The 24,627-nt window shown below is 34.4% G+C and carries 28 protein-coding genes; 7 read left to right on the plus strand and 21 right to left on the minus strand.

Annotated features, from left to right (window positions below; all coding sequences use genetic code 11):
* Positions 1-48 precede the first annotated feature (48 nt).
* Both HYB91_RS05460 and HYB91_RS05465 read left to right on the plus strand, forming a co-directional pair.
* Positions 49-531 carry a hypothetical protein gene (locus tag HYB91_RS05460; protein ID WP_002679263.1) on the plus strand — a complete coding sequence of 161 codons (483 nt, stop codon included), beginning with the start codon at positions 49-51 and terminating at the stop codon, positions 529-531.
* 37 nt (positions 532-568) lie between these two features.
* Complete coding sequence (locus tag HYB91_RS05465) at positions 569-1,036, plus strand: hypothetical protein (protein ID WP_002669127.1); 468 nt, start codon at positions 569-571, stop codon at positions 1,034-1,036.
* A gap of 107 nt (positions 1,037-1,143) precedes the next feature.
* Here HYB91_RS05465 and HYB91_RS05470 read toward each other — a convergent pair whose 3' ends face one another.
* A complete protein-coding gene (locus tag HYB91_RS05470; protein WP_253719649.1) occupies positions 1,144-1,893 on the minus strand; it encodes an SIMPL domain-containing protein in 750 nt (249 codons plus the stop codon).
* A 315-nt stretch (positions 1,894-2,208) separates the two neighbouring features.
* On the opposite strand from HYB91_RS05470, the gene glgA reads away from it, so the two are divergent.
* From glgA to HYB91_RS05490, 4 genes are read left to right on the plus strand one after another with little or no spacing between them, the layout of a single operon-like run.
* A complete protein-coding gene (gene glgA / locus HYB91_RS05475; RefSeq protein ID WP_253719650.1) occupies positions 2,209-3,684 on the plus strand; it encodes a glycogen synthase GlgA in 1,476 nt (491 codons plus the stop codon).
* Between the two features lie 37 nt (positions 3,685-3,721).
* The gene (locus HYB91_RS05480) at positions 3,722-4,240 is read left to right on the plus strand and encodes a DUF2062 domain-containing protein (RefSeq protein ID WP_002669123.1); all 519 of its coding nucleotides are present in this window, start codon (positions 3,722-3,724) and stop codon (positions 4,238-4,240) included.
* 1 nt (position 4,241) lies between these two features.
* The gene (locus tag HYB91_RS05485; protein ID WP_253719651.1) at positions 4,242-6,479 is read left to right on the plus strand and encodes a TIGR03545 family protein; all 2,238 of its coding nucleotides are present in this window, start codon (positions 4,242-4,244) and stop codon (positions 6,477-6,479) included.
* Positions 6,479-7,894 carry an NFACT RNA binding domain-containing protein gene (locus HYB91_RS05490; RefSeq protein WP_253719652.1) on the plus strand — a complete coding sequence of 472 codons (1,416 nt, stop codon included), beginning with the start codon at positions 6,479-6,481 and terminating at the stop codon, positions 7,892-7,894. Before HYB91_RS05485 ends, HYB91_RS05490 begins: the two co-directional genes overlap by 1 nt.
* Here HYB91_RS05490 and HYB91_RS05495 read toward each other — a convergent pair.
* From HYB91_RS05495 to HYB91_RS05575, 17 genes are all read right to left on the minus strand, one after another.
* On the minus strand, positions 7,889-8,548 hold the full coding sequence (locus HYB91_RS05495; RefSeq protein ID WP_253719653.1) for a metallophosphoesterase: 660 nt from the start codon (positions 8,546-8,548) through the stop codon (positions 7,889-7,891). The two genes, HYB91_RS05490 and HYB91_RS05495, sit on opposite strands and share 6 nt — an antisense overlap.
* Positions 8,549-8,551: 3 nt before the next feature.
* Positions 8,552-9,415, minus strand: coding sequence for a hypothetical protein (locus HYB91_RS05500; RefSeq protein ID WP_253719654.1), 864 nt, complete (start codon positions 9,413-9,415; stop codon positions 8,552-8,554).
* Between the two features lie 417 nt (positions 9,416-9,832).
* Positions 9,833-11,188: a tRNA (N6-isopentenyl adenosine(37)-C2)-methylthiotransferase MiaB gene (gene miaB / locus HYB91_RS05505; RefSeq protein ID WP_253719655.1), complete on the minus strand. Its 1,356-nt coding sequence runs from the start codon at positions 11,186-11,188 to the stop codon at positions 9,833-9,835.
* 2 nt (positions 11,189-11,190) lie between these two features.
* A complete protein-coding gene (gene lipA, locus HYB91_RS05510; RefSeq protein ID WP_010690679.1) occupies positions 11,191-12,042 on the minus strand; it encodes a lipoyl synthase in 852 nt (283 codons plus the stop codon).
* 66 nt (positions 12,043-12,108) lie between these two features.
* On the minus strand, positions 12,109-12,357 hold the full coding sequence (locus tag HYB91_RS05515; protein WP_253719656.1) for a hypothetical protein: 249 nt from the start codon (positions 12,355-12,357) through the stop codon (positions 12,109-12,111).
* Positions 12,344-12,850, minus strand: a complete 507-nt coding sequence (locus HYB91_RS05520; protein ID WP_002678259.1) for a hypothetical protein — start codon at positions 12,848-12,850, stop codon at positions 12,344-12,346. The genes HYB91_RS05515 and HYB91_RS05520 overlap by 14 nt, the downstream gene beginning before the upstream one ends.
* Before the next feature lie 461 nt (positions 12,851-13,311).
* A complete protein-coding gene (locus HYB91_RS05525) occupies positions 13,312-13,803 on the minus strand; it encodes a hypothetical protein (RefSeq protein WP_002678256.1) in 492 nt (163 codons plus the stop codon).
* Positions 13,769-15,556: an RHS repeat domain-containing protein gene (locus HYB91_RS05530; RefSeq protein ID WP_002678254.1), complete on the minus strand. Its 1,788-nt coding sequence runs from the start codon at positions 15,554-15,556 to the stop codon at positions 13,769-13,771. Before HYB91_RS05530 ends, HYB91_RS05525 begins: the two co-directional genes overlap by 35 nt.
* On the minus strand, positions 15,501-15,977 hold the full coding sequence (locus tag HYB91_RS05535) for a hypothetical protein (protein WP_002678251.1): 477 nt from the start codon (positions 15,975-15,977) through the stop codon (positions 15,501-15,503). Before HYB91_RS05535 ends, HYB91_RS05530 begins: the two co-directional genes overlap by 56 nt.
* Positions 15,978-16,120: 143 nt before the next feature.
* Positions 16,121-16,369, minus strand: coding sequence for a hypothetical protein (locus HYB91_RS05540; protein WP_044909889.1), 249 nt, complete (start codon positions 16,367-16,369; stop codon positions 16,121-16,123).
* Between the two features lie 192 nt (positions 16,370-16,561).
* Positions 16,562-16,921: a hypothetical protein gene (locus tag HYB91_RS05545; RefSeq protein ID WP_002678249.1), complete on the minus strand. Its 360-nt coding sequence runs from the start codon at positions 16,919-16,921 to the stop codon at positions 16,562-16,564.
* 444 nt (positions 16,922-17,365) lie between these two features.
* Entirely contained in the window at positions 17,366-17,734 is a 369-nt protein-coding gene (locus HYB91_RS05550) for a hypothetical protein (RefSeq protein WP_252507550.1), read from the minus strand.
* A gap of 162 nt (positions 17,735-17,896) precedes the next feature.
* Complete coding sequence (locus tag HYB91_RS05555; protein WP_044909887.1) at positions 17,897-18,145, minus strand: hypothetical protein; 249 nt, start codon at positions 18,143-18,145, stop codon at positions 17,897-17,899.
* 50 nt (positions 18,146-18,195) lie between these two features.
* A complete protein-coding gene (locus HYB91_RS05560; protein WP_002669092.1) occupies positions 18,196-18,795 on the minus strand; it encodes a hypothetical protein in 600 nt (199 codons plus the stop codon).
* A 218-nt stretch (positions 18,796-19,013) separates the two neighbouring features.
* Entirely contained in the window at positions 19,014-19,787 is a 774-nt protein-coding gene (locus HYB91_RS05565; RefSeq protein ID WP_002678245.1) for a hypothetical protein, read from the minus strand.
* A 127-nt stretch (positions 19,788-19,914) separates the two neighbouring features.
* Positions 19,915-20,232 carry a hypothetical protein gene (locus HYB91_RS05570; RefSeq protein ID WP_002678244.1) on the minus strand — a complete coding sequence of 106 codons (318 nt, stop codon included), beginning with the start codon at positions 20,230-20,232 and terminating at the stop codon, positions 19,915-19,917.
* 198 nt (positions 20,233-20,430) lie between these two features.
* Positions 20,431-20,814, minus strand: a complete 384-nt coding sequence (locus HYB91_RS05575; protein WP_002678243.1) for a hypothetical protein — start codon at positions 20,812-20,814, stop codon at positions 20,431-20,433.
* 104 nt (positions 20,815-20,918) lie between these two features.
* On the opposite strand from HYB91_RS05575, the gene HYB91_RS05580 reads away from it, so the two are divergent.
* Positions 20,919-21,914: a lipoate--protein ligase gene (locus tag HYB91_RS05580; protein ID WP_002678241.1), complete on the plus strand. Its 996-nt coding sequence runs from the start codon at positions 20,919-20,921 to the stop codon at positions 21,912-21,914.
* Positions 21,915-21,969: 55 nt separating this feature from the next.
* On the opposite strand, the gene HYB91_RS05585 is transcribed toward HYB91_RS05580, so the two are convergent.
* The 3 genes from HYB91_RS05585 to HYB91_RS05595 are packed head-to-tail and all read right to left on the minus strand — an operon-like array spanning position 21,970 to position 24,582.
* The gene (locus HYB91_RS05585) at positions 21,970-23,652 is read right to left on the minus strand and encodes a diphosphate--fructose-6-phosphate 1-phosphotransferase (protein WP_002678239.1); all 1,683 of its coding nucleotides are present in this window, start codon (positions 23,650-23,652) and stop codon (positions 21,970-21,972) included.
* Positions 23,653-23,671: 19 nt separating this feature from the next.
* A complete protein-coding gene (gene recR, locus HYB91_RS05590; protein ID WP_002678237.1) occupies positions 23,672-24,259 on the minus strand; it encodes a recombination mediator RecR in 588 nt (195 codons plus the stop codon).
* A gap of 17 nt (positions 24,260-24,276) precedes the next feature.
* The gene (locus HYB91_RS05595) at positions 24,277-24,582 is read right to left on the minus strand and encodes a YbaB/EbfC family nucleoid-associated protein (protein WP_002669078.1); all 306 of its coding nucleotides are present in this window, start codon (positions 24,580-24,582) and stop codon (positions 24,277-24,279) included.
* Positions 24,583-24,627 lie beyond the last annotated feature (45 nt).

Consider the following 24,627-nt stretch of genomic DNA (forward strand, 5'->3'; position numbering starts at 1 on the left):
CCGGTAAATAATTATAATTACAAAATATTTTTATTTTTAGGAGTTTATATGAAACACACCTATAAGACAAGGATTTACAGAGTCCTTGTAAATGCTGCTATGGGATTAGCTCTTGCCGTAATTGTAAGCTTTATTGTCGGTTTTTTTATACCAAGCAATATAGTAAGAGCGCTTGTTTTTATTGCCATTTTGGCAGGGTATGTTTGGCTTGTAATTATCAATAATATCATTACGATAGAGGTTGATGATAAAACGCTGACCATAAAAAAAGGTAAAAAAACGGACATATATGATATTGCGACAACAGCTGTCAGGGCTAAAATCGTTACCTCGACATACGGACGATCTTCTGCCGGAAGCGATACGGAATGTTCACTGTATCTTACGAGACCGGGAGAAGAGGAAGTACTGGTTGATTGCGAACTTATCGGTATTTCTCATTTTAATGAGCTTTTGGAAAACTTAGGTATTACCGGAGATTCTGTAGCCAAGCTCGATACCGAAAATACAACGGAAAAACACAACAGCTGATAAAACGCTAAGCTGAAAACCATAAAGGAGCAAACATATGGACACAATCATGAGTAATGCAAGTTTTTCAAATATATATTATTTTATCATTATCCCGATAGGTTTAATTGCTTATTTTGCCTTTGCAATATTTAAAACAAAGAATGAAAAGAAACGGGTTACAAACTGGCTGAATGAACATCCCAATGCCGTAAAAGTATATATCGGTAAAACAAGTTCGGTAACCGGTTATCTGGCAAGTGCTGCCCGGCAAATATCCGTCAACAGTGTTGACGGAGAGCGCCCGCTATTTTTTACAGAAAAACTTTCAAACGGATTTTATGTTACACCGGGAACCCATATCGTCGAATCTTCGTTTACTAAAACGAGGCCCGGTATTATTTATAGGAGTGTTACTACTACCTATGGTCCGAGTAAACAGGAAATTACCGTAGAAGGCTTAAAATCTTATAATTATAGCTTTGATACAAACGAAGAACGATATGTTTTTGAAGCGATAAACTAAAAATACCGATCAAAACGGGAAGCTTTGTTATGAGCACGGAAGAAAAATATATACATCCGACATGGGATGATATTTTATAGCTGTGCTCCAACAGAGCTTCCCCCTAACTATTCCAATTCAAAGACAATGCTTATTTCTGCAGAAACTTCAATCTGTCCCATGGGAGAAAAATTTCCGCCTGCTGCCTCATAATCGGCGGCTTCTTTCATATTTTGGGCAGCATAATTATAATAGTTTCGTTGGAATATACCTGTAGGTTCCTCGCTTATGCTGATTATTTTTCCTAAAGAAAGGGGTTTTCCGCTGTTGGTGGCTGCCTTACAAAGAAGGAGAGCTTTTTCTTCAGCTGCTTTTACGGCCTCAGCCCTTGCCTCATCCATTAGTTTTCTCATATCGGCAACCGAAAAGCCTACATTGTAGATTCTATCGACCCCCGTATTTAAAAGGTCGGTTAAAAAGACTTCGTAATCTTCAATCTTTGTAAGAAGAACGGCTATGTTCTGTACCACCTCATATCCGTCAAAATATTCATCACCGTTGTCCCTATATCTGGATCTAGGGTTAATATTTACGCGTTCAATACTTATATTTTTTTGTTCGATTTTATATTTTTCAAAAAGCTCTTTTAATTTTAAAATTGCCGCATCATTTTTCTTTTTTGCCGCAGATAAGTCCCTATCCTTAGAAAAAACCGAAAACGAAATTGAAACCTGATCAGGAGATTTCGAAATAGAAGATCGTCCTGTAACGCTTACAAAACGCTTTTCGCTTGCTTGAGGACTGCATGCTCCAAATAAAACAAAACAGATACATAAAACACCGATAAGTTTTATGACCTTAATACTAGAATTTTTCATAAAAGCCTCCAAAAAAATTAAGCACTTACAAAAGCCAAAAAACTCCTTTGTAAGTATACTAAAACAACAAAATTTTACCTTATAAAGTTACGACTTTTTAGTTATAGTCTTTTAAAATCAATAAAACTATGGTATCATTATTATAATGGATGCAGGATAAACAGCTCGGCAGGAATTCTGCCTTACTGTTTATCTGCGAGTTTTGTGCTTTACACAAAACATCGTTTATTGTATGTAGTTTTGCTTTGCAAAACTACTTGAAAAAACTTTTTCGCAAATTAATATTTGCTGCAAAAGTTTTTATAGGGGAGGCTTATGAAAATAATGATGGTTACAAGCGAGCTTGTTCCTTTTGCAAAAGTAGGAGGTTTGGCTGATGCCGTTACAGCTTTATCAATAGCTCTTGCAGAAAAAGGACATGATGTAAGGGTTGTAATGCCTCGTTATTATAAAATCGATCGAAAAAACTTAAAGCAAATTCCGGGGGCTATGGCCGTTCATCTTGGGCCTTATGAACACTGGGTAGGAGTTTATGAGTCAAATCTGCCTTCTTCAAAGGTAAAGGTTTATTTTATAGACCATGAACAAGCCTTTGGCAGAGATGGCGTTTACGGTTCAGCTTTTGAACCTGATTTTTCCGATAATACGAAAAGATTTTCACTTTTAGCCCATGCAGCTTTTCAAGTTTGCAGAAAACAGGCATGGATTCCCGACGTTGTACATGCCCATGATTGGGCTGCGGGCTTGGTACCCGTACTTTTACGCTTTACAGAAAAAAATACGGAATTTAAAAATACGGCAAGTGTTTTTACCATTCATAATATGGGTTACCAAGGTGTTTATTCAAAGCATACCTTTCCCGACACAGGCCTTGATTGGAACGACTTTTATACTACAGGCTTTGAAGACTGGGATAGAATAAACTTTTTAAAAGCGGCCCTTGTTTCTTCCGATATGCTTACAACCGTTTCTCCTTCTTATGCGGAAGAAATTAAACGCCCCGAATTCGGCTTTAGGATGGATGGTATTTTGCGGTACAGGGAAAAAGAACTGACAGGAATTTTAAATGGGGTAGACACCTCAATTTGGAATCCTTCAAAAGACGAGTATATTCCTTACCGATACAATTCTAAAACCCTTGAGGAAAAGGAAAAAAATAAATCCGTTTTACAGGAAAGGTTCGGTCTCGAAATAGATATTTCCGTTCCGGTATTCGGTATGATAAGCCGATTGGTTGATCAAAAGGGTATTTCAGAGCTTTTCGGACCCATGTACGGTTCAGCCTTTAAGATATGTTCCGATATAAAACTTCAAATGGTTGTTTTGGGCTCAGGTGAATCTTGGTGCGAAAAAGAGCTCAATTTTCTTTCACAAAGGCTGCCTAATTTTAGATGTTATATAGGCTATAATGAAGAATTAAGTCATTTAATCGAAGCCGGAAGCGATTTTTTCTTGATGCCTTCAAGATATGAACCATGCGGTCTAAACCAAATGTATTCCCTCCTTTACGGAACCTTGCCGATAGTCCGAAAGACTGGAGGGCTCGCAGATACGGTAGAAAACTATAATGAAGAAACAGGCGATGGAACGGGTTTTGTGCTTGAATACTTAAGCCCTCAAAGTATTTACGATACGGTAGGCTGGGCAGCTTATGCATGGTATAATAAAAAAGATCATATAAAAAAGATGAGAACCAAGGCCATGAGTAAAAAGTTCGGATGGAATATAGCCGCGGAAAAATATTTAAAAGTATATGCCGATGCTATTGAAAAAAAAGCTTCCATGCTATAGACTAAATAAAAAGGAGGAGGTTTAAAACCGTATTTCTATGATAAAATATGTAACTTCATTTTTTAGAGCTATTAATGCAAATGCTCATCCCGGTGATATAGCTCATGCCGTCGCCCTAGGCCTCTTTTTGGCAATATTACCTAAAAATAATTTAACATTTACGTTTTTGTTTTTTTTATCTATTTTTATCCGCATAAATAAAGGAGCCTTTTTTATATCTTTTATTTTATTCGGCTTTGTAACTCCATTTATGGATGTACTAATAAACAATATAGGTTTTTGGGCTGTTCAACTGCTATTTTTACGTCCCATCTTTATCGCCTTAGAAAACATTCCTTTTGTAGCTCTTTTTAAGCTTTCGAACACAATGGTCTTAGGGGGCATAATTTGGGGACTTATACTGTATATTCCCGTATACATCTTAACAAGAATTATAATAGCAAAATATAGAAAATATATGCAGCCTGCTGTAAATGTAAAGGGTGTCGGCCTTTTAGGTAAGATACCGCTTCTTCGCCACTTAACAAAAATATCTGATATAAAGGACAATTTTTAATATGACGAATAAAAATAACGAATCATTGCAAAAAGATGAAATAAAAGCTGCCAAAAGGGCCGCTAAAGAGGCAAAAAAACTTGAAAAGGTAAAAAAACTTTTTAAAAAGCGTTATACAAAAAGATCTCTTAATCGAAAAATCTATAAAAAGATTTTCATTCCGGCAGATAAAGATTTTATCCAAGGTTTTATAGTTTCAAGTACCGATGAAAAAACAAACAAAGAGTATTTCGAATTCGATAAAACAAAGATAAACGATAAGACTCAATTAAAACGAATAAACAAAATAGCTTTGGAAATAGGCAGGCAAAAGGGAAGGGTAAATTTTCCGGCAGTACTGGGTGCTTTGGCCTGCGTTTTTGCCGTTCTATTCTTTGTATATATTTTTAGAAATGTATTGGCAAAAAAAATTGTAGTCGGAGGTTCTGAAGCAGCCTTCGGTGCAAAATGCGAGGTAAGCCTTGTGGACTTCGACTTGTTTAACACTAGGTTTAGAATTCAAGGATATAAGGTTGCAAATAAAAAAGAACCCATGCGCAATTTATTTGAAATCCAAAATATAGATTTTTATTTTAACCTTTTGGAATTAAGCCGCGGAAAATTTGTTGCAGAAAATATGGCGATTGAAGGTTTTACATGGAATACTGAAAGGTCAACTTCCGGAGCCTTGCCTCCCAAAAAACAAAAACCTGTAGACCCCAATAAGAAGCCTAATCCCATTACGGAACTTATCAATGCTGAAGTTAAAAAAGTACAATCCCAAATCTCCGTTGACAGCGGTTTAAAAGCCGTTCAAGATCAAATAGATCCGAGAAAAATTCTTGAACGAGAAAAGGCCGCTTTTAAAACTCCTGAAATTACCGAAAAGATAATAAATTCCGTAGATCCTATGGCTCAAAAATGGATTAAGACTAAGGACGATGTAGAAAAACAGGTTGTAGATACCGTTGAGTCTGTTCAAAAACTGATGGCCATAGATATAAATAATATTAATGATGTAAAACAGCTTCAAGAATTGATAGAAATTATTCAAAAAGTAGTTAAAACAGGGCAGGATGATTTTGATTTGGCGAACAGCCTTTTTAATGATGTTCAAAACGATATAAAGGACGTTGACCGACTGGCACGGGAAGCAGGCGAGTCAATTAAAAATGACTTAAACCGCCTAAACAAAATTGCAGGGCAAATAAAATCTATCAATATCGATACCGGAAAAAAACTGGTTGCCGATCTTATAAACACTTTTATAGTAAATACTCTTGGTACATATTATCCTTATTTTGTTCAAGGAATGGAACTTTTACAAAGCTCTCAAAAACAGCCTAAACAAGAAAAGGAACTTACATTGGCTCAAAAATCGAAGGCTATGGAACGCCTTCCCGGCAAAACCTTTATCTTCGGAAAAGACTCGGTTCCGACTTTCTTGATACGGAATATTTCGCTTTCAGGTCATCATCCCGAAAAGGATGTCTTTGAAATCGGAGGAAGAGCTAAGGCTATAACTAATGATTACGATAAACTCGGTATTCCTCTTACAATTAATTTAAATGCAGCCCACGGAAAATTAAAAGAAACAGCAGAGGGTATAATCGATTTACGCTCTTATACCAATGAGCTTGTCGATACCGATTTTACATTTGAAGGCTTGGATATGGATATTCCTTCACCTGCAGATGCCGTTCCTTCTCTTACAGGTATCTTAAAAACCGGAGGCGGTGTAAAGGTTTCTAAAGATAAGGATGTAGTTATCAATGCAAATATGGAAATCATGAAAAGCCTTCTTACAGTGCAAAAGTTTGAACCGGCCTTTGTTTTTGAAATATACCAAAATATTTTATCAGATATAAAAAAGATAAACGTAAAAACAACCCTTACAATCAATAAGGGAGAAAGTTTTACCCTCGATGTCGATACGGATGTGGATAATCAAATAGCGGCAGCCTTAAAAAAAGAATTCGCTCGTCAGGTTGAAAAAGTAAAAGCAGAGCTTTTAAAGCAGGGACAAAAATGGCTTAATGAACAAAAAGAAACTTACAAAAAAGAAATCGACACCTTTATGTCGGCAGCAAATAAGGCGAAAAAGCTTCTTGATGATGTAAAAAATTACGAAAAAATATTGGATAAGAAGAAGGCTGAAGCCGAAAAACGCATAAAAGATATTGCCGCAGGGAAAATAAAAGAAGCTCAAAAAGAGGCAGAAAACAAGGTAAAAGATCTTTTAAAAGGATTCGGATTTTAATGTCCTTAAACAATAAAGAAATAGATCTAATTCTTGAAGAGCTAAAATTAGAGGGCTTTTTTATTCAAAAAATAATTCAGCCCTCTTATACAGCCTTGGCCTTTTATCTTTACAAAGATAAACCTCTTACTCTTTTTATTTCTCTTGATGCCGGAGCATGCCGGCTTCATGCTACACGTAAAAAAATTCCTAAATTCGATAAGCCTATGCGTTTTATGGAGCTTTTAAAATCCAGAATCAAGGGCGGGAAAATCCTAAAAGCGGAACAACTCAACGAAGACAGAATCATACGTCTTCACATTGCAAGCGGAGCAGGGGACTTTTTTTTATATTTAAGGCTGTGGAGCGGGGCTGCAAACATAGTTTTAACCGATGAAAATAACCTTATAATCGACGCTTTTTACCGTCGCCCCAAGAAGGGAGAAATATCAGGCGGAACTTGGGTGAATCCCGAACCTCAAAAAATAAAAAAACAAGATTATTGTGTTCGCGAGTATGACAAAACAAAAAGTTTTAATGAGGCTGTCGAAGAATGGTATATTAATAATGCTCCAAAGGTTTCAAAAGAAGCCCTGCTGGATGAGGCCGAAAACCTTTACGGAACTAAAATATTAAAAATCGAAAAAGCTCTATCAAAACTTAAAGCTAAAAGGGAAGAATTTTTAAATGCTCAAAGTTTAAAAAATGCAGGAGATTTGCTTTTTTCAAACCTTCATCTGATAAAAAAGGGAATGAAATTTATAGAACTTGAAGATTACACAAAAAACGGTGCAAAAATAAATATTACTTTGGATCCCCTAAAAACACCCCAAGAAAATGCAAATCTCTATTACGAAAAATATAAAAAAGCCGTTTCTGGTTTAGAGGCCTTGGAAGAAGATATTATATCGGCCGAAAAAGAAATAGAAAAACTAAAAGAAAAAATAGAAAAAATTAAAACGGAAGAAAACCCTTATTTAATTCAAAAAATTCTTCAAAAAGAAAAAATTCCGGTACAGCAAAAAGCAAAAAATACGAAAACCGCTCCGGGCTTAAAATTCTTTTCGGAAGGCTGGGCTATTTTAGTAGGCCGAACGGCAGCCGAAAATGATGAGCTTTTGCGTCATTTTGTTAAGGGGGCAGACCTTTGGCTTCATACAAGGGATTATGCAGGTGGCTATGTTTTTATAAAGGCTAGGGCGGGGAAGAGTATACCTTTACCTGTTTTGATTAAGGCCGGAAACCTCGCAGTCTTTTATTCAAAGGCGAGAAAAAACGGACAAGCCGATCTATATACCACTCAGGTAAAACATTTACGCAGAGCAAAAAACGCACCCAAAGGAACCGTTCTTCCTACACATGAAAAAAATCTTTCCATAAAACTGGATGAAAAAATCTTAAAACAATTGGAAGAAGAAAAAATATCTGCTTTATAAATTTTTAAATTCCATTGACGGTTTTGCATCTTTGCTCATAGTTAAAATTCCATAACTCTTATTTGAGCCCATTCTAGGTCTTGAGGCAGAGCCTGGATTTACCAAAAATATTCCGTTTGTTTCTTTAGTCAATGGTACATGGGTATGGCCGAAAACAGCAACAGAGCAGTCTTGCTGCCGTGCAAAATTTAAAAGAGTGTTTAATTCAAAATCTACATAGAATTCATGCCCGTGGGTTAAAAGAATTTTTTTACGGCAAGCCTCTAAAAAGAGAAATTCAAAAAATTCCAAATATTGTTCGGGATTTTTTTTAAAGCCGAAATCCGCTCCCGTTTTTCTTGCATCTAAATTTAGAACATATTTTTTTGAATCGCAATTTCCCATAACAAGGGCTGCTACAGGAGGCATACATTCCATCAGCTCTTTTTCATATTGTGAAATCGTTATATAATTTAAAAAATCTGCAAGGCCGTCTCCTGAAAATAAAACGGCATCGGATTTTTTTCCCTCGCGGCCCAAAATATCGATTATAGTATCTACATTACCGTGTGTATCCGAAATTAAAATAAGGCGTGCTTTTTCGGCAGATTTTAGTTTTTCAAGAGCTTCAGGAGATGCAAAAATCCCTTTATTAAAGTACTCCAAAGAGTTCACCGGTTAAACACCTCCCTCAAGCTTATCCGGATTTATAATGCCGTCATTCTCCGTTTCGTTTTCTCCTGAGTTTTCTTTATCATCCAAAATATCCGTTTCTTGACTTTCATCAAAATCCTTATAAATTAAAATATATCTGTGGGATTGAAGTCCCGTATCGGAATCAGTATACGGTTTAATTGTATAATGATGATTAGTAAAAAGCGTCTTGCCCAAAATTGTTTGTGCCGTAAAAAAAGCCTGTTGAAATTCCTCTATCGGAAAAATCTTTATGTTTTTGTTATGAGCATTTATATCCTCACCGGCAAAAATAGCTGCTACAAGTAAGAGCATAACCTCATTATCGCTTATCAAAAAATCCTTTTCCTCATTCATTATCTCTTTAGGAATTTGAAAATCAACTACAATATCCGAAGCAGCTTCTAGTGGGAGAATTTCGTCCATGGGCAAAAGGCTTATTATTGAAAGTTCAGGATTATTCTCCGCCGCCTGAATAAGATAACGGCCTCCGCCTTCAGGTATACCTATGGAAATAAGTATCGTGGTTTTTTGTTCTTCAATCTTTTCGTTAATCATTCTAAGACGGGGCTGTTTAGCCGCTTTTACCATATCGGAATAGGGTAAAACTTGAACATGAGAATCGGAACTCCCAAGAGCATATTCATCTTCAAGATATTTTAAAATATCTTTCCGCTCATAATAATCTTTTCCAAGAACAATGAGGATATTATTTTTTATAATCCTTTTAGGTTTTATTTTTTCATGAACAATTTCTTTTTCTTTATTATTGCTGCAAGAAGTAAGGGCGGATGATAAGAGTAAGATTGTACTTATAAAAATCAAAAAAAATAAAAGCTTTTTCTTCATAATAAAATTCCAATTTTCCTTTTAATGAAAGGGGCTTATAAATATGAAAAAGTATATCAAAATTTTAAGATAAAGAAAAGAGGAGATGAAAACTTTTAAAATCATCCTAATTTCAATTAAAGCCCCGAATAAGTAGACAGAACATACATTATAGGAAGTTTTATAAAGGGTTTTTATGAGCTGGTTTTTAAAAGGAATTTTTACCTATTCCTCACAATAAAATCCAAGTTGTTATCTCTATTGCCAACTTATCCATTTATACAACTTACCTTATACAACTTACCAATATTATAAAATCTATTCTCTATTTTAGTCGAACCAGCATATTGTTTATTAAATATTGTTTATTAAGATGTATTATTATTTCTACAATATTTAATAATTCAGTATAAGAATGTATACATGTTAAGATTTTATCTAATTAAGATTTGCTCTAAATGTTTTTCCTTTTAGTTCTTTTAATTCTGCATGGGCAAAATTTCCGATTAAGGATTCGGGAGGATTGCCCTGAATTACGGTCATCTCTCCTTGTTCGGTGTGCCCGAAAAGTTCAGACCTTTCATTCCTTGAATGGGATTCAACCAAGATATCTACCGTTTTACCGAGCTTAGCCTTCATTTTTTTTGCCGTAATTTTTAGCTGTAAGTCGATTACACGGCCCAATCTTTCTATTTTTACTTCTTCAGGAATCCTGTCAGGATAATTAAAAGCCTTTGTTCCTTCACGCGGGTTATAATGATACATAAAGGCTGAATCGAATTCTATTTCCTGCATCAAATCCAATGTAGCCTTTACATCATCTTCGGTTTCTCCGGGGAAGCCCATCAAAATATCGGTACTCAAGGCTATATCGGGTATGGTTTCTTTTAGGCGTTTTATTCTGTTCTTATAATGTTCAATCGTGTAAACCCTGTTCATTCTTTTTAAAATTGTATCGGAGCCGTGCTGAACCGGAAGATGAACAAGTTTGCAAAGTCTTTTTTCTGCAGCGATTGTGTCGATTAAAGCATCGGACATATCCTTAGGATGACTCGACATAAAGCGTATCCATCTTATCATATCGATTTTATCCGCTTCTCTCGCTATAAGAGTTAAAAGTTTTGGAAAATCGATTAGCCTCCCCTCCCCGTCTTCTCCTTTATAGGAATTTACGTTTTGGCCGAGCAAGGTAATTTCCCTTACCCCCCTTGATGAAAGCTCGGTAATTTCCTGCAATATTTCATTTACGGGACGCGAAACTTCCCTTCCCCGAACATAGGGCACAATACAATAAGTACAAAAATTATTGCAGCCGTTCATAATGGGCACATAGCTTTGAAAGGACTTCGGCGAATGAGAAAGAGGTGCGAAATAATAACCCGATACGGGTTTTTCTTCGATATTGTTATGAGTAAACTCCGCCATATAATTATCATTTTTAAGGCGGGCTTTAATTTCATCAAAAATTTGAGGAAGAAGATTGCGTTCAAACATTCCGACAACATAATCGATGAGCGGGAATTCTTTTTGTATTTCGGTATAAAGCCTTTCAGCCATGCAACCTATTAAAAGCACAAAAAATTTACGCTTTTTTTTCAAGCCTGAAAAATGCCCAAGCCTTCCTAGAACTCTGTTTTCGGCTGTTATGCGTACTGAACAAGTATTTATTATAAGTAAATCGCAGTGTTCGGCATCGGAGGAATTCGTCCAGCCCTTCTCAAGCAAAACCTGTTCCATTGATGAGGATTCAGCCTGATTCATCTGACAGCCGTATGTTTCAAAAAAGTATGTCATATTTAGCTCAACACATGCTTTTCGGCATGATAACTGGAACGAACAAGGGGACCGCTTTCCACAAAAGAAAAGCCTTTTTCCAAGCCTATTTGTTTATATTCTTCAAAGACTTCAGGCCTTACATATTCTTTAACCTCAATGTTTTTTATAGAGGGCCTGAGGTATTGGCCTATGGTCATAACTTTGCAGTTTATTTTGCGTAAATCGTCCATCGTTTCTAAAATTTCAGCCCTTGTTTCACCCAGTCCCAACATAATACCGGATTTGCATACCAAGCCGGAGTCTGCAATTTGTTTTAAAACTTTGAGAGAGGTGTCATACGTAGCCCTGCTCCTGACATGGGGAGAAAGCCTGCGTACCGTTTCAAGATTATGAGAAATTACCTCCGGTTTTGCTTCGATAATCATCGATACCAAATCTTCATGGCCTTGAAAATCCGGAATTAAAACTTCCATTGTAACATTCGGTGTTTTTTGTTTTACGGCTTTTATAACCTTTACCCAGTGGGAAGCTCCGAAATCTTTTATATCGTCCCTATCTACCGAGGTTAAAACTACATGTTTTAATTTTAAAGCTTCAACCGATTGGGCTATTTCCATCGGCTCATTAGGATTTAGGGGCAATGGGCAACCGGTAGGCACATTACAGAATTTACATGCACGCGTACAGATATTTCCGCAAATCATAAATGTTGCAGTTCCGCACCTCCAACATTCTCCCTGATTGGGACATTTGCCGCTGGTACATATAGTATTTAATTTATGTATTTTTATTGTATTCGATACTTCCTGTGAAAGCTCTCCGGTAGGAAGTTTTATTTTTAACCAATCAGGTTTTCTTTGATTACAAGTCATAAACCCAGCCTTAAAATTCATAATTTTATTGATTATAGATTAAAATCATAAAAAAGTCTAGGGTACTCACACAGATTCTTTTACAACTACTGTTTTTTTCTTAAAAAGATTATCGCAATATGCCAATATTTCTTCTAATACATTTCGCGTGCATAAATTATTTAAATACTCATAAATTAAGTATTCTTTTCTAAATGTCATATCTTCACTGGCTTTTTTCCATTTGTTTAAAACATAGGGAAAGCCGAATTTTTTGACTAAAATTGAGTATCTACTTTTAGCAATAAAATCATTTACATTCTCAAGAGTTTTCATTATAACTCCCCAGCCATTCACGATATACTTTCATTTCGGTACTACCCTCAGAATACCAATTCGGAATTCTTTCAGGAGGTACTCGGTAGTAAAACCAGTATACATGTGGATCTTCGGGATCTTCAGTACTATTTCTATTTATCCAAACATAAGGGACTTCAACTGTCTTTTTGATAAATATTTTATCCGTTTTTCTTATAAATTCTTTTATTTTTTTTGTGATTTTACAATTTTGTTCTACATCAAAAATAGCACATCGAATATTTAAATGATGCAGATAATCATCATGTTGGTAATGAAAAGATTTATCATACGGAAGTGTATTAACAATCTCCTCCCATTTATTTAGTAAATAATTAAAACCTCCGAGCGCAATAAGTTTTTTAGAGTATTTTCCTAATTGTAAGTAATCATTTATTTCTTTACTTATTCTAAAAACTTGAATATCTTCTTTATTGAAAATCTCTTTTAAACGTTTCTCCATTTTTATCATAAAACATTGACCTCTTATCTTCCGCAGAAGGATATTATGGATAATTAAGCCGTCAGAACCTAAATATGCTTTGGCACCGTCTCTTTTGCGGGTACCACACTTCAGTATCAGGATCATTTAAGACTTCATCCATAAGTTGTTTTTATTTAATAATAACTTTCTTTTGGCGGACTGCTGACACTTGTGCACTATCATAATTATGTAAAAGTACACAAGTGTCAGCACCGCGCTTTTCAGGGCTCCACTATCGCTTCGGTATCTTTCCGCAGAAATTGCTGCGGAAAGATGTACAGCAAAAGCAATTTTTATAAATTGCTTTTGCTCCCTTTCAATCGCTGTCCGAATGAGATAGTTAGAATGTGAATAAATGCAAACCTCTACTTTCATTTCATCATTTATCTCAATTCAATAAATTTTTATAAAAATATTATCAAATTGTATATTCGATTTTATACAACAATTTAATAAAATATTTTACGTGTCTCTTCCCTTATAAAATTACCATTGATATCATATAAGTCAGAAGTATATGTATCAACAAATTCTAACATATAATTTATTTTCATAAAATAATGTCTTTTACCTTCATACATTATATAAAACCATAACATAAAGTTTGGATCATCAGGTTTGCTTTTATCACTTATAAGACGTAAAGTAACATTATCAACTTCATAGTAATGACAGGATATTACTCCACGTTTTAAAGGCTCTTGATATACAAGATAATATACAGTTTCAATAATATCAAAAAAGTCAGGATTATAATTAACTTCTGACCATCCGTACGACTTCATGTATTTCTTTAAACTTTCATATTTTTTTCTTTGGGGAAATGTAGAACATGAAACCATCATAAATCCTAACACAACAATTAATAGCAAACTAAATTTCTTTCTCACTTTTTTATCTCCCATATTATTTATATCTGTAACCATCAATATTACCATCATTATCGATATCAATATATTCCTTATATTTTCCTACGATTTCTTTTTTTTCAAAATCATATGGGTTAACTTTAAATATTATCATTGTTAAAGTAATATCCTTCGGTTTAACATCTCTTTTAAATTTATCTGCAGATCTCTTATATTTACTATTATTAGGTATTGCATCAATTTTTTTATTTAATTCTATTTGATCCTTTTCCTCCTCAGTAAAATCTTTTTTAATCGTTATTGACTTACTATCAATCGATACCATCATATCTTTATTGTCATTGCTGGCAGAACCTTTAAGATCATCATGCACTTCTTTTTTTTCTTCATTGGTTACAATTGTCCATCCATCTTCTTTTAATTTTAAAAGAATTTCGTCAATTAATTTACCTGGTGCATTTTTTCCTAAGTTTTCGATTTTTTTTGCTGTTTCCTCGTCAGCTGTTAATCTCCCATCCGGATCCACATATTTCACCGGATTATTCCCCGCATAATGATACACATGCAAGTTTACAACATTAAATACTCCACCCAGTCCCGGCAGGTTTTCATTATGCTTTTTAGCATCATCGTCAATAGGCGCTTTGGGTATATAGTCGCTTAACGCCGGGTCTCCCGATAACCACCTACTATACTTCGGATCAAGATACCTCGCTCCATAGTAGTACAGTCCTGTTTCTTCATCCAGCTCTTTCCCCGTAAACCTGAACGGCAGTTTGTCCAATCCCGCAGCAACTTCTTCAATCAGCCCTGCGGGCTGCTTTGCAAGGAAATTATTATACGTCGTCAAAAACAGCATAGCAGTTTTTGACTTGTAAGTCCACAGTTCTCCGTAGGGTGTATATTCAATGTGTTCGTATTGCCTGCCTTTCCAGTCGGTTACGAATTGTGCGCTTCCCAAATGATCACTATGATAGTAGTACCGTTTTGCTTTTTGCTCTTCATTATCGCCTTGGTTGTCGGTATGCGTCATCGCGGTTACTAATCTTGAATTTCCCACGAATATGTGTTTGTGTACCCGTAAGCCTTGCGGGTTGTTTTGGTCTTGTGTCGGGATATGTATCGTAAAGAAGTTATTGAAGTATAGTGTTTCACTTCTTCCCTCGTCGGTGTATTTAAGGGCCCGCTGTCCGTCTTCGCCGTAGCGGTAGTGTACGGTAAAGTTGCGGTCGCTTGATTTGCTTAATAAGTTACGCTCGTTCCATGTATAATTTCTTCTATACGCAAAGAGGTCTTGCGGGTTTGTTTGATCGGTTTCTTTCGGGGCGTCAAGGCCGAAGCCGTAATCTATTCCGTATACATCTTTCTCTTTTGAAAATATGCGGGCATCTCCTGCGTCGCTACGCAAAAATAAATGTTCGACGTATACCCGATACGCCTCCGCTTTATTTTTACTAGGCTCCTTGTATCTGCTCCACCTATTTCCAAAAGTCCTGTCAGTGGGGAGGTTTATTAATAACTTTATTTTGGCGGACTGCTGCATTTTGTTTATTATTATCATGAAGAAAACAAAATGCAACACCGCGCTTTCCACTCCAATCTTTTTGCTGCACTTGTCTTTAGAGGCAAGGCTCTTCCCTCCGGTCAGAGCTTGCTTTTTGCTTAAACAAACCGCAAAAAGGATTTTCGCTTCAATCGCTGTCCGAGAGAGATAGTTAGACTGTGAATAAATGTAAAGTTTTGTTTTCATATAAAAATTATTTCTATTCTCATTTATAAAATAAGATAATACGAATATCTCCATTAATCGACATAAATACTTCATAATTTATATCCTTCAGTATTTCATCCAAATTATAATTAGAAATAAAATCTTCATTATACATTCGAGAAAAAATACTATAATTATATATTTTATCTTTTGCAAAAGTATTTAATATAACATAAGGTGGAGCAGAATTTCGTTTACCTAATATCCACTCATTTTCAACTTGCACTAATAAAATAAATTTCTTTTTGTATTGCGACTTTTCAATGTGTACTTTCCATACTTTTGCTAAGTATAATGCTGAATAGATACTAAATCTAATTCTGTCTTTCTTATTGCCTATTTTAAGAGAAATGTCAGCTATACTGTGACATATATGTCGCTGAAAATCAAATTCCATCTCCTTACCATTTATATCAAACAATTGAATCATATTATCTTTTATTAAATTGGTAATAAAATATTCTCCTTCCGTCATTTATTCACTCTCCAAAGGTTTATTGTTTTCTTATGGTCTGTTAGGGAAGGAAAGACACTTTTGTCAGATAAAAGTTTCTTTACCTCGAAACTTTGTTGGTTGTTACCCTTCCCTATGCCCCTTCCTATCTTCAAAATAGCGGCTTAAGGGCTCTCTGCCCTTAAGAATCCAGAAGCTTTATCATAGCTTTTATTATTGCACAAAATATACAAATAAGCAAGTGTCAGCACCGCGCTTTTCAGGGCTACGCTATCGCTTCGGTATCTCTCCGCAGAAATTACTGCGGAAAGATGTACAACAAAAGCAATTTTGATAAATTGCTTTTGCTCCCTTTCAATCGCTGTCCGGGGGAGATAGTTAAGCTGTGAATACAAATGATGATTTGTTTTCATTATTTTATCTATTTTCCTCTCAACGGTTTTATTAATTACTTGTTACTTGTTACTCTTTCCTCCAAGTTTTTTATTTTCTCACATAATACCATATTTCAACTATTTATACAATTTATTTTAATATCCTATAAATACTAAGTAAATCCGTATGTTCAACATCATTTCCTTCTTCATATATTTGCTTATGAAAGTTTAAAAATTGAGAAGCCTCATAATATGTCGGAAAAAAAAATTATTAAGATTCTCTTTGTATTTATAAAAAAAATCATATGAGGAAAAAATTATCTCATTGTATATTGAAGAAAAGGAATAATAATCAATATCAAGAATTCCTACATCAAATCCATAACATTTATTATTTATATTATGGTTTTGATCTACACAAATACAGTTAGAGTAAATACTTTCTCTATCCACTACAATCCCCTCAATACCTTTATAGGCTTGAAAAAAAACATCTAAATTAATATGTTTTATTTTTGCAATATTTAATAACTGTTTAGAGTAACCATTTACTATTTCATCACGTTCAATAATTATCTTGTAACTCATATTCACCAATTACTCACTAATTACAGAAATAGTTGCATTATCTTTTTTAGAAATATTTTATTATCAATGTGTAAGCCTTTCATTATACTACAATTGTCTCCTTAATGCATTTTCTGTTATTGGATCATTAGAAAATTCCCCAACACCTACCATCAAATGTTTTTTTCCATCCGGATCCACATAGTTAAAGGGAAGGAAAGACACTTTTGTCAGATAAAAGTTTCTTTACCTCGAAACGTTGTTGGTTGTTCCCCTTCCCTATGCCCCTCCTGTCTTCAAAATAGCTACTTAAGGGCTCCGCCCTTAAGAATCCCGTATCCTCAGTTCGATTTTTAATCCTCCATAAAAATAAAGCATAATAGTATAGTTGTAAAAATTGATTGAAGATTTGAATATCAAATAAAGTTCTATAAATTTTCATATTTACCTATTGCAATATATTTATTAAAAAATGTCAACTAATTTTATTTTAAATATATACTTTACAATTGTAAAGATAAATATACCGCCAACTAAAAAAAGATCTTCATTCACTCCTTCTCGGTGTTTTTCATATTTTTTCTTAATAATACATAGTACTATCATCATTACACCAAATACAAAGCAAGAAAGCAAAAATGAGAAAATATGCAGTTCTATGTCATATACAGCAAGCCAATACCATAAAGTAATAATTATACTTAAAACTATATTTGTCTTTATTATTTCATTCCACGATTCAATATTTAAAAGAGCCGATTTTGCAATCGATCCTAAATTCGCCATAACAAGAATAAAAGTATATAATATAAAATTACCCATAAAATCTTCCATATAATTTTAAACACCTTGCCCTTAAGAATCCCGAAGGTTCCTTATAGTTTTTATTATTACATAAAATATAAAAAAAACAAGTGTCGACACCATAGCCAAACTGTTTATTCTAACAGCGCACAAAAATCAAGTTTCATCAAACATATGATCGTATTTTTTATACTAAAAATTTAGTAATAGTTTTCTTTTGGCGGACTGCTCAATTTTGTTTTTTAGCATTACGAAGAAAACAAAATTGAGCACCGTTCTTTTCAGGGCTCCGCTATCGCTTCGGTATCTTTCCGCAGAAATTGCTGCGGAAAGATGTACAGCAAAAGCAATTTGTATAAATTGCTTTTGCTCCCTTGCAATCGCTGTCCGGGGGGGGGGGAGATGGTTAGGCTGTGGGTAAAAATAAGGTTCTGTTTTCATAGTTTTATATTAATTTATCTTCCAATACATGATTTATATTTTACTCTTCATTACCGATAACTTTTTATTTTATCGTAAAAAGTTATATCACCTAGCCTAGCATCAAGTTTATTTACATTCTCTAAATATATAGCCCCTTCAATAAACACAAACCCAATATATTCTTTTTCACCAAATATAAATTCGCATCCTACATAATGATAATTATATTGATTTTTTAAAATATTTCTAGAAGAAAATTCTCCTATACAAAAAAAATCAGAAGTTTGATAATCTGCAGTAATACTGCTCGTTAATCCAACTTCAATTATTTTACCATAAAAGGGAGATAGCATATCAGTATTTATATACAGTCTAAATAAAATACGTTTCCTTTCTAAGGCATTCAATTCATCATACGACCAAGATTTTGAGTTTATACATATTTCCATATTTTGTGCATCTGCTATATATTCTTTTTTTTCTCTAAAACCATATGCAACTACTTTATTATCTGAAAATAAAATATGGTTACTCATTATTTTAGCTTTTAATGACTTATATATATCTGAGTTAAATTGTAATTGTTCTATATCAATATCTTTTTTTATACACGAAATAAATAAAAAAAAATTTAAACATAGTATTATATATTTTTTATCAATATTCATCCCATATCTCCTCTTTTATCAATATCTTCAAAACCGCTGTTTAAAAGGGCGGAGCAAGCACCTTGCCCTTAAGAATTCCGAAGCTTTCTTATAGTTTTTATTATTACACAAAATATAAAAAAAAACAAGTGTCGGCAAAACAGCATACAACTTTCTAACTTAGAAGTCCATAGTTCTCCGCAGATAGTTAATACCGCTTTCCCTGTTACATAAATTAATTAAAAACATACCATGACTCCAATATTCAACTCAGCACACATCTTAGATATCTCGGAAGAAAGTTCAAAAGCGTAATGATAATAAGTCTTTAGACATAATGTTATTTTACACCATACCTTTTCTTTTATCGATGAACACATATCAACAATATGTCTTTTATAAAAACTAATAGCCATATCAATTTCATTCTCTAAATAAGTATCCTCAGTTAAAGGGAACTCATGTGCATAATAAACTACTCCATTATTAAAGTCATACATATGAGTATGATACATAGGGGATGGTATTGGCTGTTCAATGGAAACGATTATAAAATCCAGAACCTTATAATCTGTACTTTCAGAGACTATATTTTCACTCGCCATCAACATACTCAAACATAATGGTATACTTAAATCAGCACATTCATCTAAAATCCGTGGAGACAATTCAAATATATTTTCATTATGTATTTTATCCAGATAAATTTCATAGATTACATTCCCGCCGCTTTGCAAAAATGATTCAAGTTTTTGTCTATCTTTCACTTTCGATTTAAAATATGTATTCAAATAATGAATGATAATATCATGATTATTCCTCTTTAGTATTTCAGGAACAACATCATAACGAACATAAGACTCTCTGAAAATTCCGCATTTTTTACCGGAGGTTGAAACTCGCGCTTCATTAACAGAGTGTTTAGCAGCTGCTTTAATATCAAAAATAAGTGTTATATCACGAGCAGGCAGTATCGGATGTCTTACTACAATTGCAATATCAAGTTTAAGCATACACCCCACCTATTTTACTGGTATTACTGGAAATCTTTAAGATTCTCTTCAACTTGTGCATTCCCTTTTCCATCCATCATTTACAATAATATATAGCCAAACTGTTTATTCTAACAGCACACAAAAATTACGTTTCATCAAACATATGATCGTATTTTTTATACCAAAAATAAGGCAAGACATGGCGCCCCATCATATATAAAAACAATAAGCCTGTTAAAATCCATAACACTAATAAAATACTAACTACAATGTTAGTATAATACCACTGTAAAGCTGATACCTGAATATTTTTCATATCTTCTTTATTAGTTAAATAATAATTGCCATTTATAATATCTGTTTTATCAAAAATTAATTTCCCGCTGGCATAATACTTATCTGTTCTAGCAAGAATTACAAATACTATAGTCAATATTACAATGCATATTCCAAATTTTTTCATAATTACTCCTTGGTTGTATTATGATTTTTAACCCGATACACCTTTAGTTTTCATTTTTAATATTATTCTGGTCTTTTTTACAAAACATTCATTTTGAAAATAAAAATGTATATTTTTCAGGCATTCCATACCTAAGCCATTCATCATATAATATAACCCTTATTTACTTATACCAATATCCAATAAAAATCTTTTAGTTTAAGTCAAACAAATAAGCGAGATAAAGAAAGCAATCACATGTACAAAACCCATCATCACAAGTAATGATGTTTCAATATTCAAAGCTTTAACAAGTCTCTTTCTATATCGTATTATCTTCTCGCTATCATCTTTCTTAAATTCCAAAGCTTTTTTCTTAATGTATGAATTAGGCATTAGCCATGTCCAATTCCCTTTATTATTTTCATGATTCCAATATTTACCGTAATAATGCCCTTCTAAAAAAGCTGTTTCTACAAGAGAATCGTAATCTAATCCTGGTATTCTTTTTTGATAAAAAACTTGAACCTTGGATACTATAAAAATTCCTACTAATATAAGAAAATTTAAAAATACACATAATACTAAAATTAAAATAGCCATATCAGTACCCGTCTTATCAACGGTCTACATTTAAACTCTACCATACATAATATTGTGTTGTCAAGCTCTTGCATAAAATTATTTTTTTATTATAATAGCTTTCCATGAAATACATAGTTAACAATTCGCATGACCCCGAATATAATATGGCCTTTGAAGAGTACTGCTTTAGGAACCTCCCTTTGGAAAATGAGGAATATGTTTTTTTATGGAGTAACAACCCCACTATTCTTTTAGGTAAAAATCAAAATACCTATCAGGAAATAAACGAAAAATATATAAATGAAAACGGTATAAAGGTTGTCAGACGTATTACAGGCGGAGGGGCCATCTATCAAGACCTCGAAAACTTAAACTTTTCTTTTGTTACAAAAACAAAAGGAAACGAAAAGATTGATTTTAAAAAATATTATATTCCGATTGTAAATGCTTTAAAAAAAATCGGAGTTGATGCAGAACTTTCAGGCAGAAACGATGTTACGATTGAAGGGCAAAAATGTATAGGGGCGTCTCAGTCGGTTTGGCAGGGACGGGTTTTAAGCGACGGTTCCATTCTTTTTAATGTGGAAATGGAAGCCCTTTCCAAAGCCTTGACTGTCCGAAAAGAAAAATTGGAATCTAAAGGCGTAAAAAGTATCCGCTCAAGGGTAACAAATATAAAACCATATTTAAAACGGGATATTACAGTTGACCAATTTAAAGACGAACTTTTAAAAGCAATCTTTGAAGTTGAAAACCAAGAGCCCGTAGAGTATAAACTTTCGGAAGAAGAACTTAAAGGTGTTATGAAAATTTATGAGGAAAGATTTTCTCGCAAAGAATGGAATTACGGAGCCTCTCCAAAGGCAGAATATTCTCACTACGAGCGTTTTCCAATAGGCAGTATCGAAGTATTTTTTAATGTCGAAAATATGAAAATAAATTCTTTAAAAATTCACGGGGATTTTTTCGGTACAGCCGATAAGGCAGAACTGGAAGAACTTTTAAACGGCTGCGAGTATTCCGAAAATGTTTTAACCGAAAAACTTAGAAACACTGATCTAACACCCTACTTCGGAAATCTGGAAAAAAAAGATTTTATCGGAATGTTTTTTAAGTAAAAACTTCCAAATAAAAAAGCACCGATTAAAAACCGGTGCTCTTTTTAAAATCAATTTATTTTTTCTTCCTCTTTTCTTTTAAATTTCCTTTTTCGAGTAAGAGGGTCTTAGTAGGTATGTCACATACTTCAAGGTCACCGAAATATTGAATTGCTCCGGGGAATCGGTAAAGGGTTTCGACAGCCCACTTATCCCTATTTTTTTCATAGGTTTTAAAAGGTTTACCGTTTAGATCTACTACGGATTTTTTTATAACCGGAGTCATCTTACCCTTTCTTCTTTCCATATTCATCATCATAGAAAGAGGTACGCCGCAAGGAAGCCAATGTTCTACCTCATCAGTCAGATTTTTAACCGAAGCTATATAGCCTGAAAATCCGTTAAGTGCCAATAAAAAGGCCGTAAAGCCCAAGGTATAACAATAGTCCGAATCAAAGTTTGAAGGAAAGGCAGAGCGCCCCTCATATCCGAAAAAATGAGCATAGGTACTGAATTTTCCGTTATATGTCCCTTCCTTTTTCATTTCGGTTATTTTTCTGGTGACCAAATCTATTAAAAGTTTTTCAGTTTCAATGCGGGAAACTTGAACATTTCCGTGTGGGTCTCTATCCATTAAAAGCTGTAAAGAAATGTTTTCAGGCAGGTTGTCAAAAAGAGCAAAGGCTTTTTTGGACAAGTGTTTTTGAAGCCAAGATTTTTTTCCTGCAAAGGTCTTTAGCTTTGAAAAGGCTGAAGTCTTTTCGGCCATAATATCATTTATTTCTTCAATCAATTCATCCATTTCAGGGATGAATTCTATAATTCCTTCCGGAACCAAAACAACCCCGAAGTTTTCGCCTTTTTGGGATCTTTTTACAATTATATCCACAATGTAATCCGTAACCTGCTGTAAGGTAACCTTTTTTTCGGCCAGTTCTTCACCGATTAAGCAGACATTGGGCTGGGTTTTTAAGGCACATTCAAGGGCTATGTGGCTTGCAGAGCGTCCCATGAGCTTTATAAAATGCCAATATTTACGTGCGGAATTTACGTCTCGGCAAATGTTTCCGATCAACTCAGAATAGAGTTTTGTTGCAGTATCAAAACCGAAGGATGTTTCGATGTATTGATTTTTTAAGTCGCCGTCTATTGTTTTTGGAACGCCTATAACCTTGGTATTTAACTTTGCCTGAATAAAGTATTTTGCCAAAAAAGCCGCATTTGTATTCGAATCATCTCCTCCGATTATGATAAGGGCATCCAGTTTTAATTTTTTTACGTTTTGAATAGAACTTTCAATCTGTTCCTCAGTTTCTATCTTTGTTCTTCCTGAGCCGATTATGTCAAAGCCGCCCGTATTTCTGTACTTATCGATTAAGGCTTTTTTTATTTCGACATAACGCCCTTTTACCAAACCTTCAGGGCCTCTTAAAAATCCGTAAAGTTTGGAATTTGCATTACCTTTTTTTAGGGCATCAAAAAGACCGGAAATTACGTTGTGACCTCCGGGAGCCTGTCCCCCCGAAAGAATGACACCGAATTTTAAGGGCTTATGCTCTACTTCCGATTTTCCCTTTACAAATCTGATAATGGGCATTCCGTAAGTATGTGGAAATATTTCTTTTAATTCCGCCTGATTAGATTGTGCATGTGTAGCCTCTCCTATTTCCGGCTTAATCAAACTCAAAGGTTCCGCAAATACTTTTGGGATTTTCGGTTCGTAATTATAGCGCAATCTCTGCATTGTGGATTCATTCATTTTTATTCTCCCATAAAAATTAAAATTTAATGCGGCCGTTTAAACTCCTTGCAAGGGTCAAACGATCGGCATATTCCAAATCGCCTCCGACAGGTAAGCCTGAGGCAAGCCTCGTTATATTAACAGGCAGGTCCTGCAATATTTTTTGAATGTACAGGGCCGTAGTATCGCCTTCAATCGTCGGGTTGGTTGCAAGAATAACCTCGGTAATTCCGCCTTCATGAATACGTCTGATAAGCTCGCTTATATGTAATTGATCGGGGCCTATACCTTCAAGGGGAGCTATAAGTCCGCCCAAAACATGGAACAATCCTCTATATTCGGGGATTGAAGAAATTGTATTCACATCCTGAGGAAAGCCTACTACACAGATAGTTGCCCTATCCCTTGTTTCATCCGCACAAATAGAACAAATCTCATCTTCCGTATAAGAACCGCATATAGTACAAGGATGAATTTTCTCGTGTAAGGTAGAAACAGCTTCCGCTAAACGCAAGGCATCCGCAGGCCCTTGTTTTAGAAGATGATAGGCGATGCGGGCAGCACTCTTATGACCTATACCGGGAAGGCGGGAAAATGAGTCTATAACGGAATCAATAGCATTCATCTAATTTAATACCTCTTTTAAAAAGGTAAACCGCCTGCAAGACTTGCAAGGGGCCCAAGTTTATTTTGTAAAAGCTCCTTTAGTTTTGCCACTGCATCATTATGAGCAGCCCTGACTAAATCCTGAAGCATAGGAACATCACGATTATCTACAGCTATAGGATCAAGAAAGATAGATTCAACTTCAAAACTGCCTTTTAAGCGGATTTTTACAAGACCTCCGCCCGATACACCTTCAACAACTTCTTGATCAAGGTCGGATTTAATATTGGCAATTTTTGCTTGGATTTCTTTTGCATTTTTCATAATATCAAAAGGATTCAATTTGTTACTCCTCACAAATACTTTTTTATTGTAAATAACTACAAT

Origin of the sequence: Treponema sp. B152, assembly GCF_024181665.1 — a bacterium.
Lineage (GTDB): Bacteria > Spirochaetota > Spirochaetia > Treponematales > Treponemataceae > Treponema_B > Treponema_B denticola.

Excerpts from the sequence above, each read along its gene's own strand:
- HYB91_RS05535 (WP_002678251.1), bottom strand. The coding sequence starts at position 15,977 with ATGACGGAAGGAGAATATTTTATTACCAATTTAATAAAAGATAATATG.
- HYB91_RS05460 (WP_002679263.1), top strand. The coding sequence starts at position 49 with ATGAAACACACCTATAAGACAAGGATTTACAGAGTCCTTGTAAATGCT.
- HYB91_RS05490 (WP_253719652.1), top strand. The coding sequence starts at position 6,479 with ATGTCCTTAAACAATAAAGAAATAGATCTAATTCTTGAAGAGCTAAAA.
- HYB91_RS05545 (WP_002678249.1), bottom strand. The coding sequence starts at position 16,921 with ATGAGTTACAAGATAATTATTGAACGTGATGAAATAGTAAATGGTTAC.
- HYB91_RS05580 (WP_002678241.1), top strand. The coding sequence starts at position 20,919 with ATGAAATACATAGTTAACAATTCGCATGACCCCGAATATAATATGGCC.
- HYB91_RS05515 (WP_253719656.1), bottom strand. The coding sequence starts at position 12,357 with ATGAAAACTCTTGAGAATGTAAATGATTTTATTGCTAAAAGTAGATAC.
- HYB91_RS05585 (WP_002678239.1), bottom strand. The coding sequence starts at position 23,652 with ATGAATGAATCCACAATGCAGAGATTGCGCTATAATTACGAACCGAAA.
- HYB91_RS05525 (WP_002678256.1), bottom strand. The coding sequence starts at position 13,803 with ATGATGGTAATATTGATGGTTACAGATATAAATAATATGGGAGATAAA.
- HYB91_RS05550 (WP_252507550.1), bottom strand. The coding sequence starts at position 17,734 with ATGGAAGATTTTATGGGTAATTTTATATTATATACTTTTATTCTTGTT.
- HYB91_RS05480 (WP_002669123.1), top strand. The coding sequence starts at position 3,722 with ATGATAAAATATGTAACTTCATTTTTTAGAGCTATTAATGCAAATGCT.
- recR (WP_002678237.1), bottom strand. The coding sequence starts at position 24,259 with ATGAATGCTATTGATTCCGTTATAGACTCATTTTCCCGCCTTCCCGGT.
- HYB91_RS05465 (WP_002669127.1), top strand. The coding sequence starts at position 569 with ATGGACACAATCATGAGTAATGCAAGTTTTTCAAATATATATTATTTT.
- HYB91_RS05565 (WP_002678245.1), bottom strand. The coding sequence starts at position 19,787 with ATGCTTAAACTTGATATTGCAATTGTAGTAAGACATCCGATACTGCCT.
- HYB91_RS05485 (WP_253719651.1), top strand. The coding sequence starts at position 4,242 with ATGACGAATAAAAATAACGAATCATTGCAAAAAGATGAAATAAAAGCT.
- HYB91_RS05570 (WP_002678244.1), bottom strand. The coding sequence starts at position 20,232 with ATGAAAAAATTTGGAATATGCATTGTAATATTGACTATAGTATTTGTA.
- HYB91_RS05560 (WP_002669092.1), bottom strand. The coding sequence starts at position 18,795 with ATGAATATTGATAAAAAATATATAATACTATGTTTAAATTTTTTTTTA.
- miaB (WP_253719655.1), bottom strand. The coding sequence starts at position 11,188 with ATGACATACTTTTTTGAAACATACGGCTGTCAGATGAATCAGGCTGAA.
- HYB91_RS05500 (WP_253719654.1), bottom strand. The coding sequence starts at position 9,415 with ATGAAGAAAAAGCTTTTATTTTTTTTGATTTTTATAAGTACAATCTTA.
- HYB91_RS05520 (WP_002678259.1), bottom strand. The coding sequence starts at position 12,850 with ATGATAAAAATGGAGAAACGTTTAAAAGAGATTTTCAATAAAGAAGAT.
- glgA (WP_253719650.1), top strand. The coding sequence starts at position 2,209 with ATGAAAATAATGATGGTTACAAGCGAGCTTGTTCCTTTTGCAAAAGTA.
- HYB91_RS05470 (WP_253719649.1), bottom strand. The coding sequence starts at position 1,893 with ATGAAAAATTCTAGTATTAAGGTCATAAAACTTATCGGTGTTTTATGT.
- HYB91_RS05530 (WP_002678254.1), bottom strand. The coding sequence starts at position 15,556 with ATGAAGTATTTATGTCGATTAATGGAGATATTCGTATTATCTTATTTT.
- HYB91_RS05555 (WP_044909887.1), bottom strand. The coding sequence starts at position 18,145 with ATGAAAACAGAACCTTATTTTTACCCACAGCCTAACCATCTCCCCCCC.
- lipA (WP_010690679.1), bottom strand. The coding sequence starts at position 12,042 with ATGACTTGTAATCAAAGAAAACCTGATTGGTTAAAAATAAAACTTCCT.
- HYB91_RS05575 (WP_002678243.1), bottom strand. The coding sequence starts at position 20,814 with ATGGCTATTTTAATTTTAGTATTATGTGTATTTTTAAATTTTCTTATA.
- HYB91_RS05540 (WP_044909889.1), bottom strand. The coding sequence starts at position 16,369 with ATGAAAACAAATCATCATTTGTATTCACAGCTTAACTATCTCCCCCGG.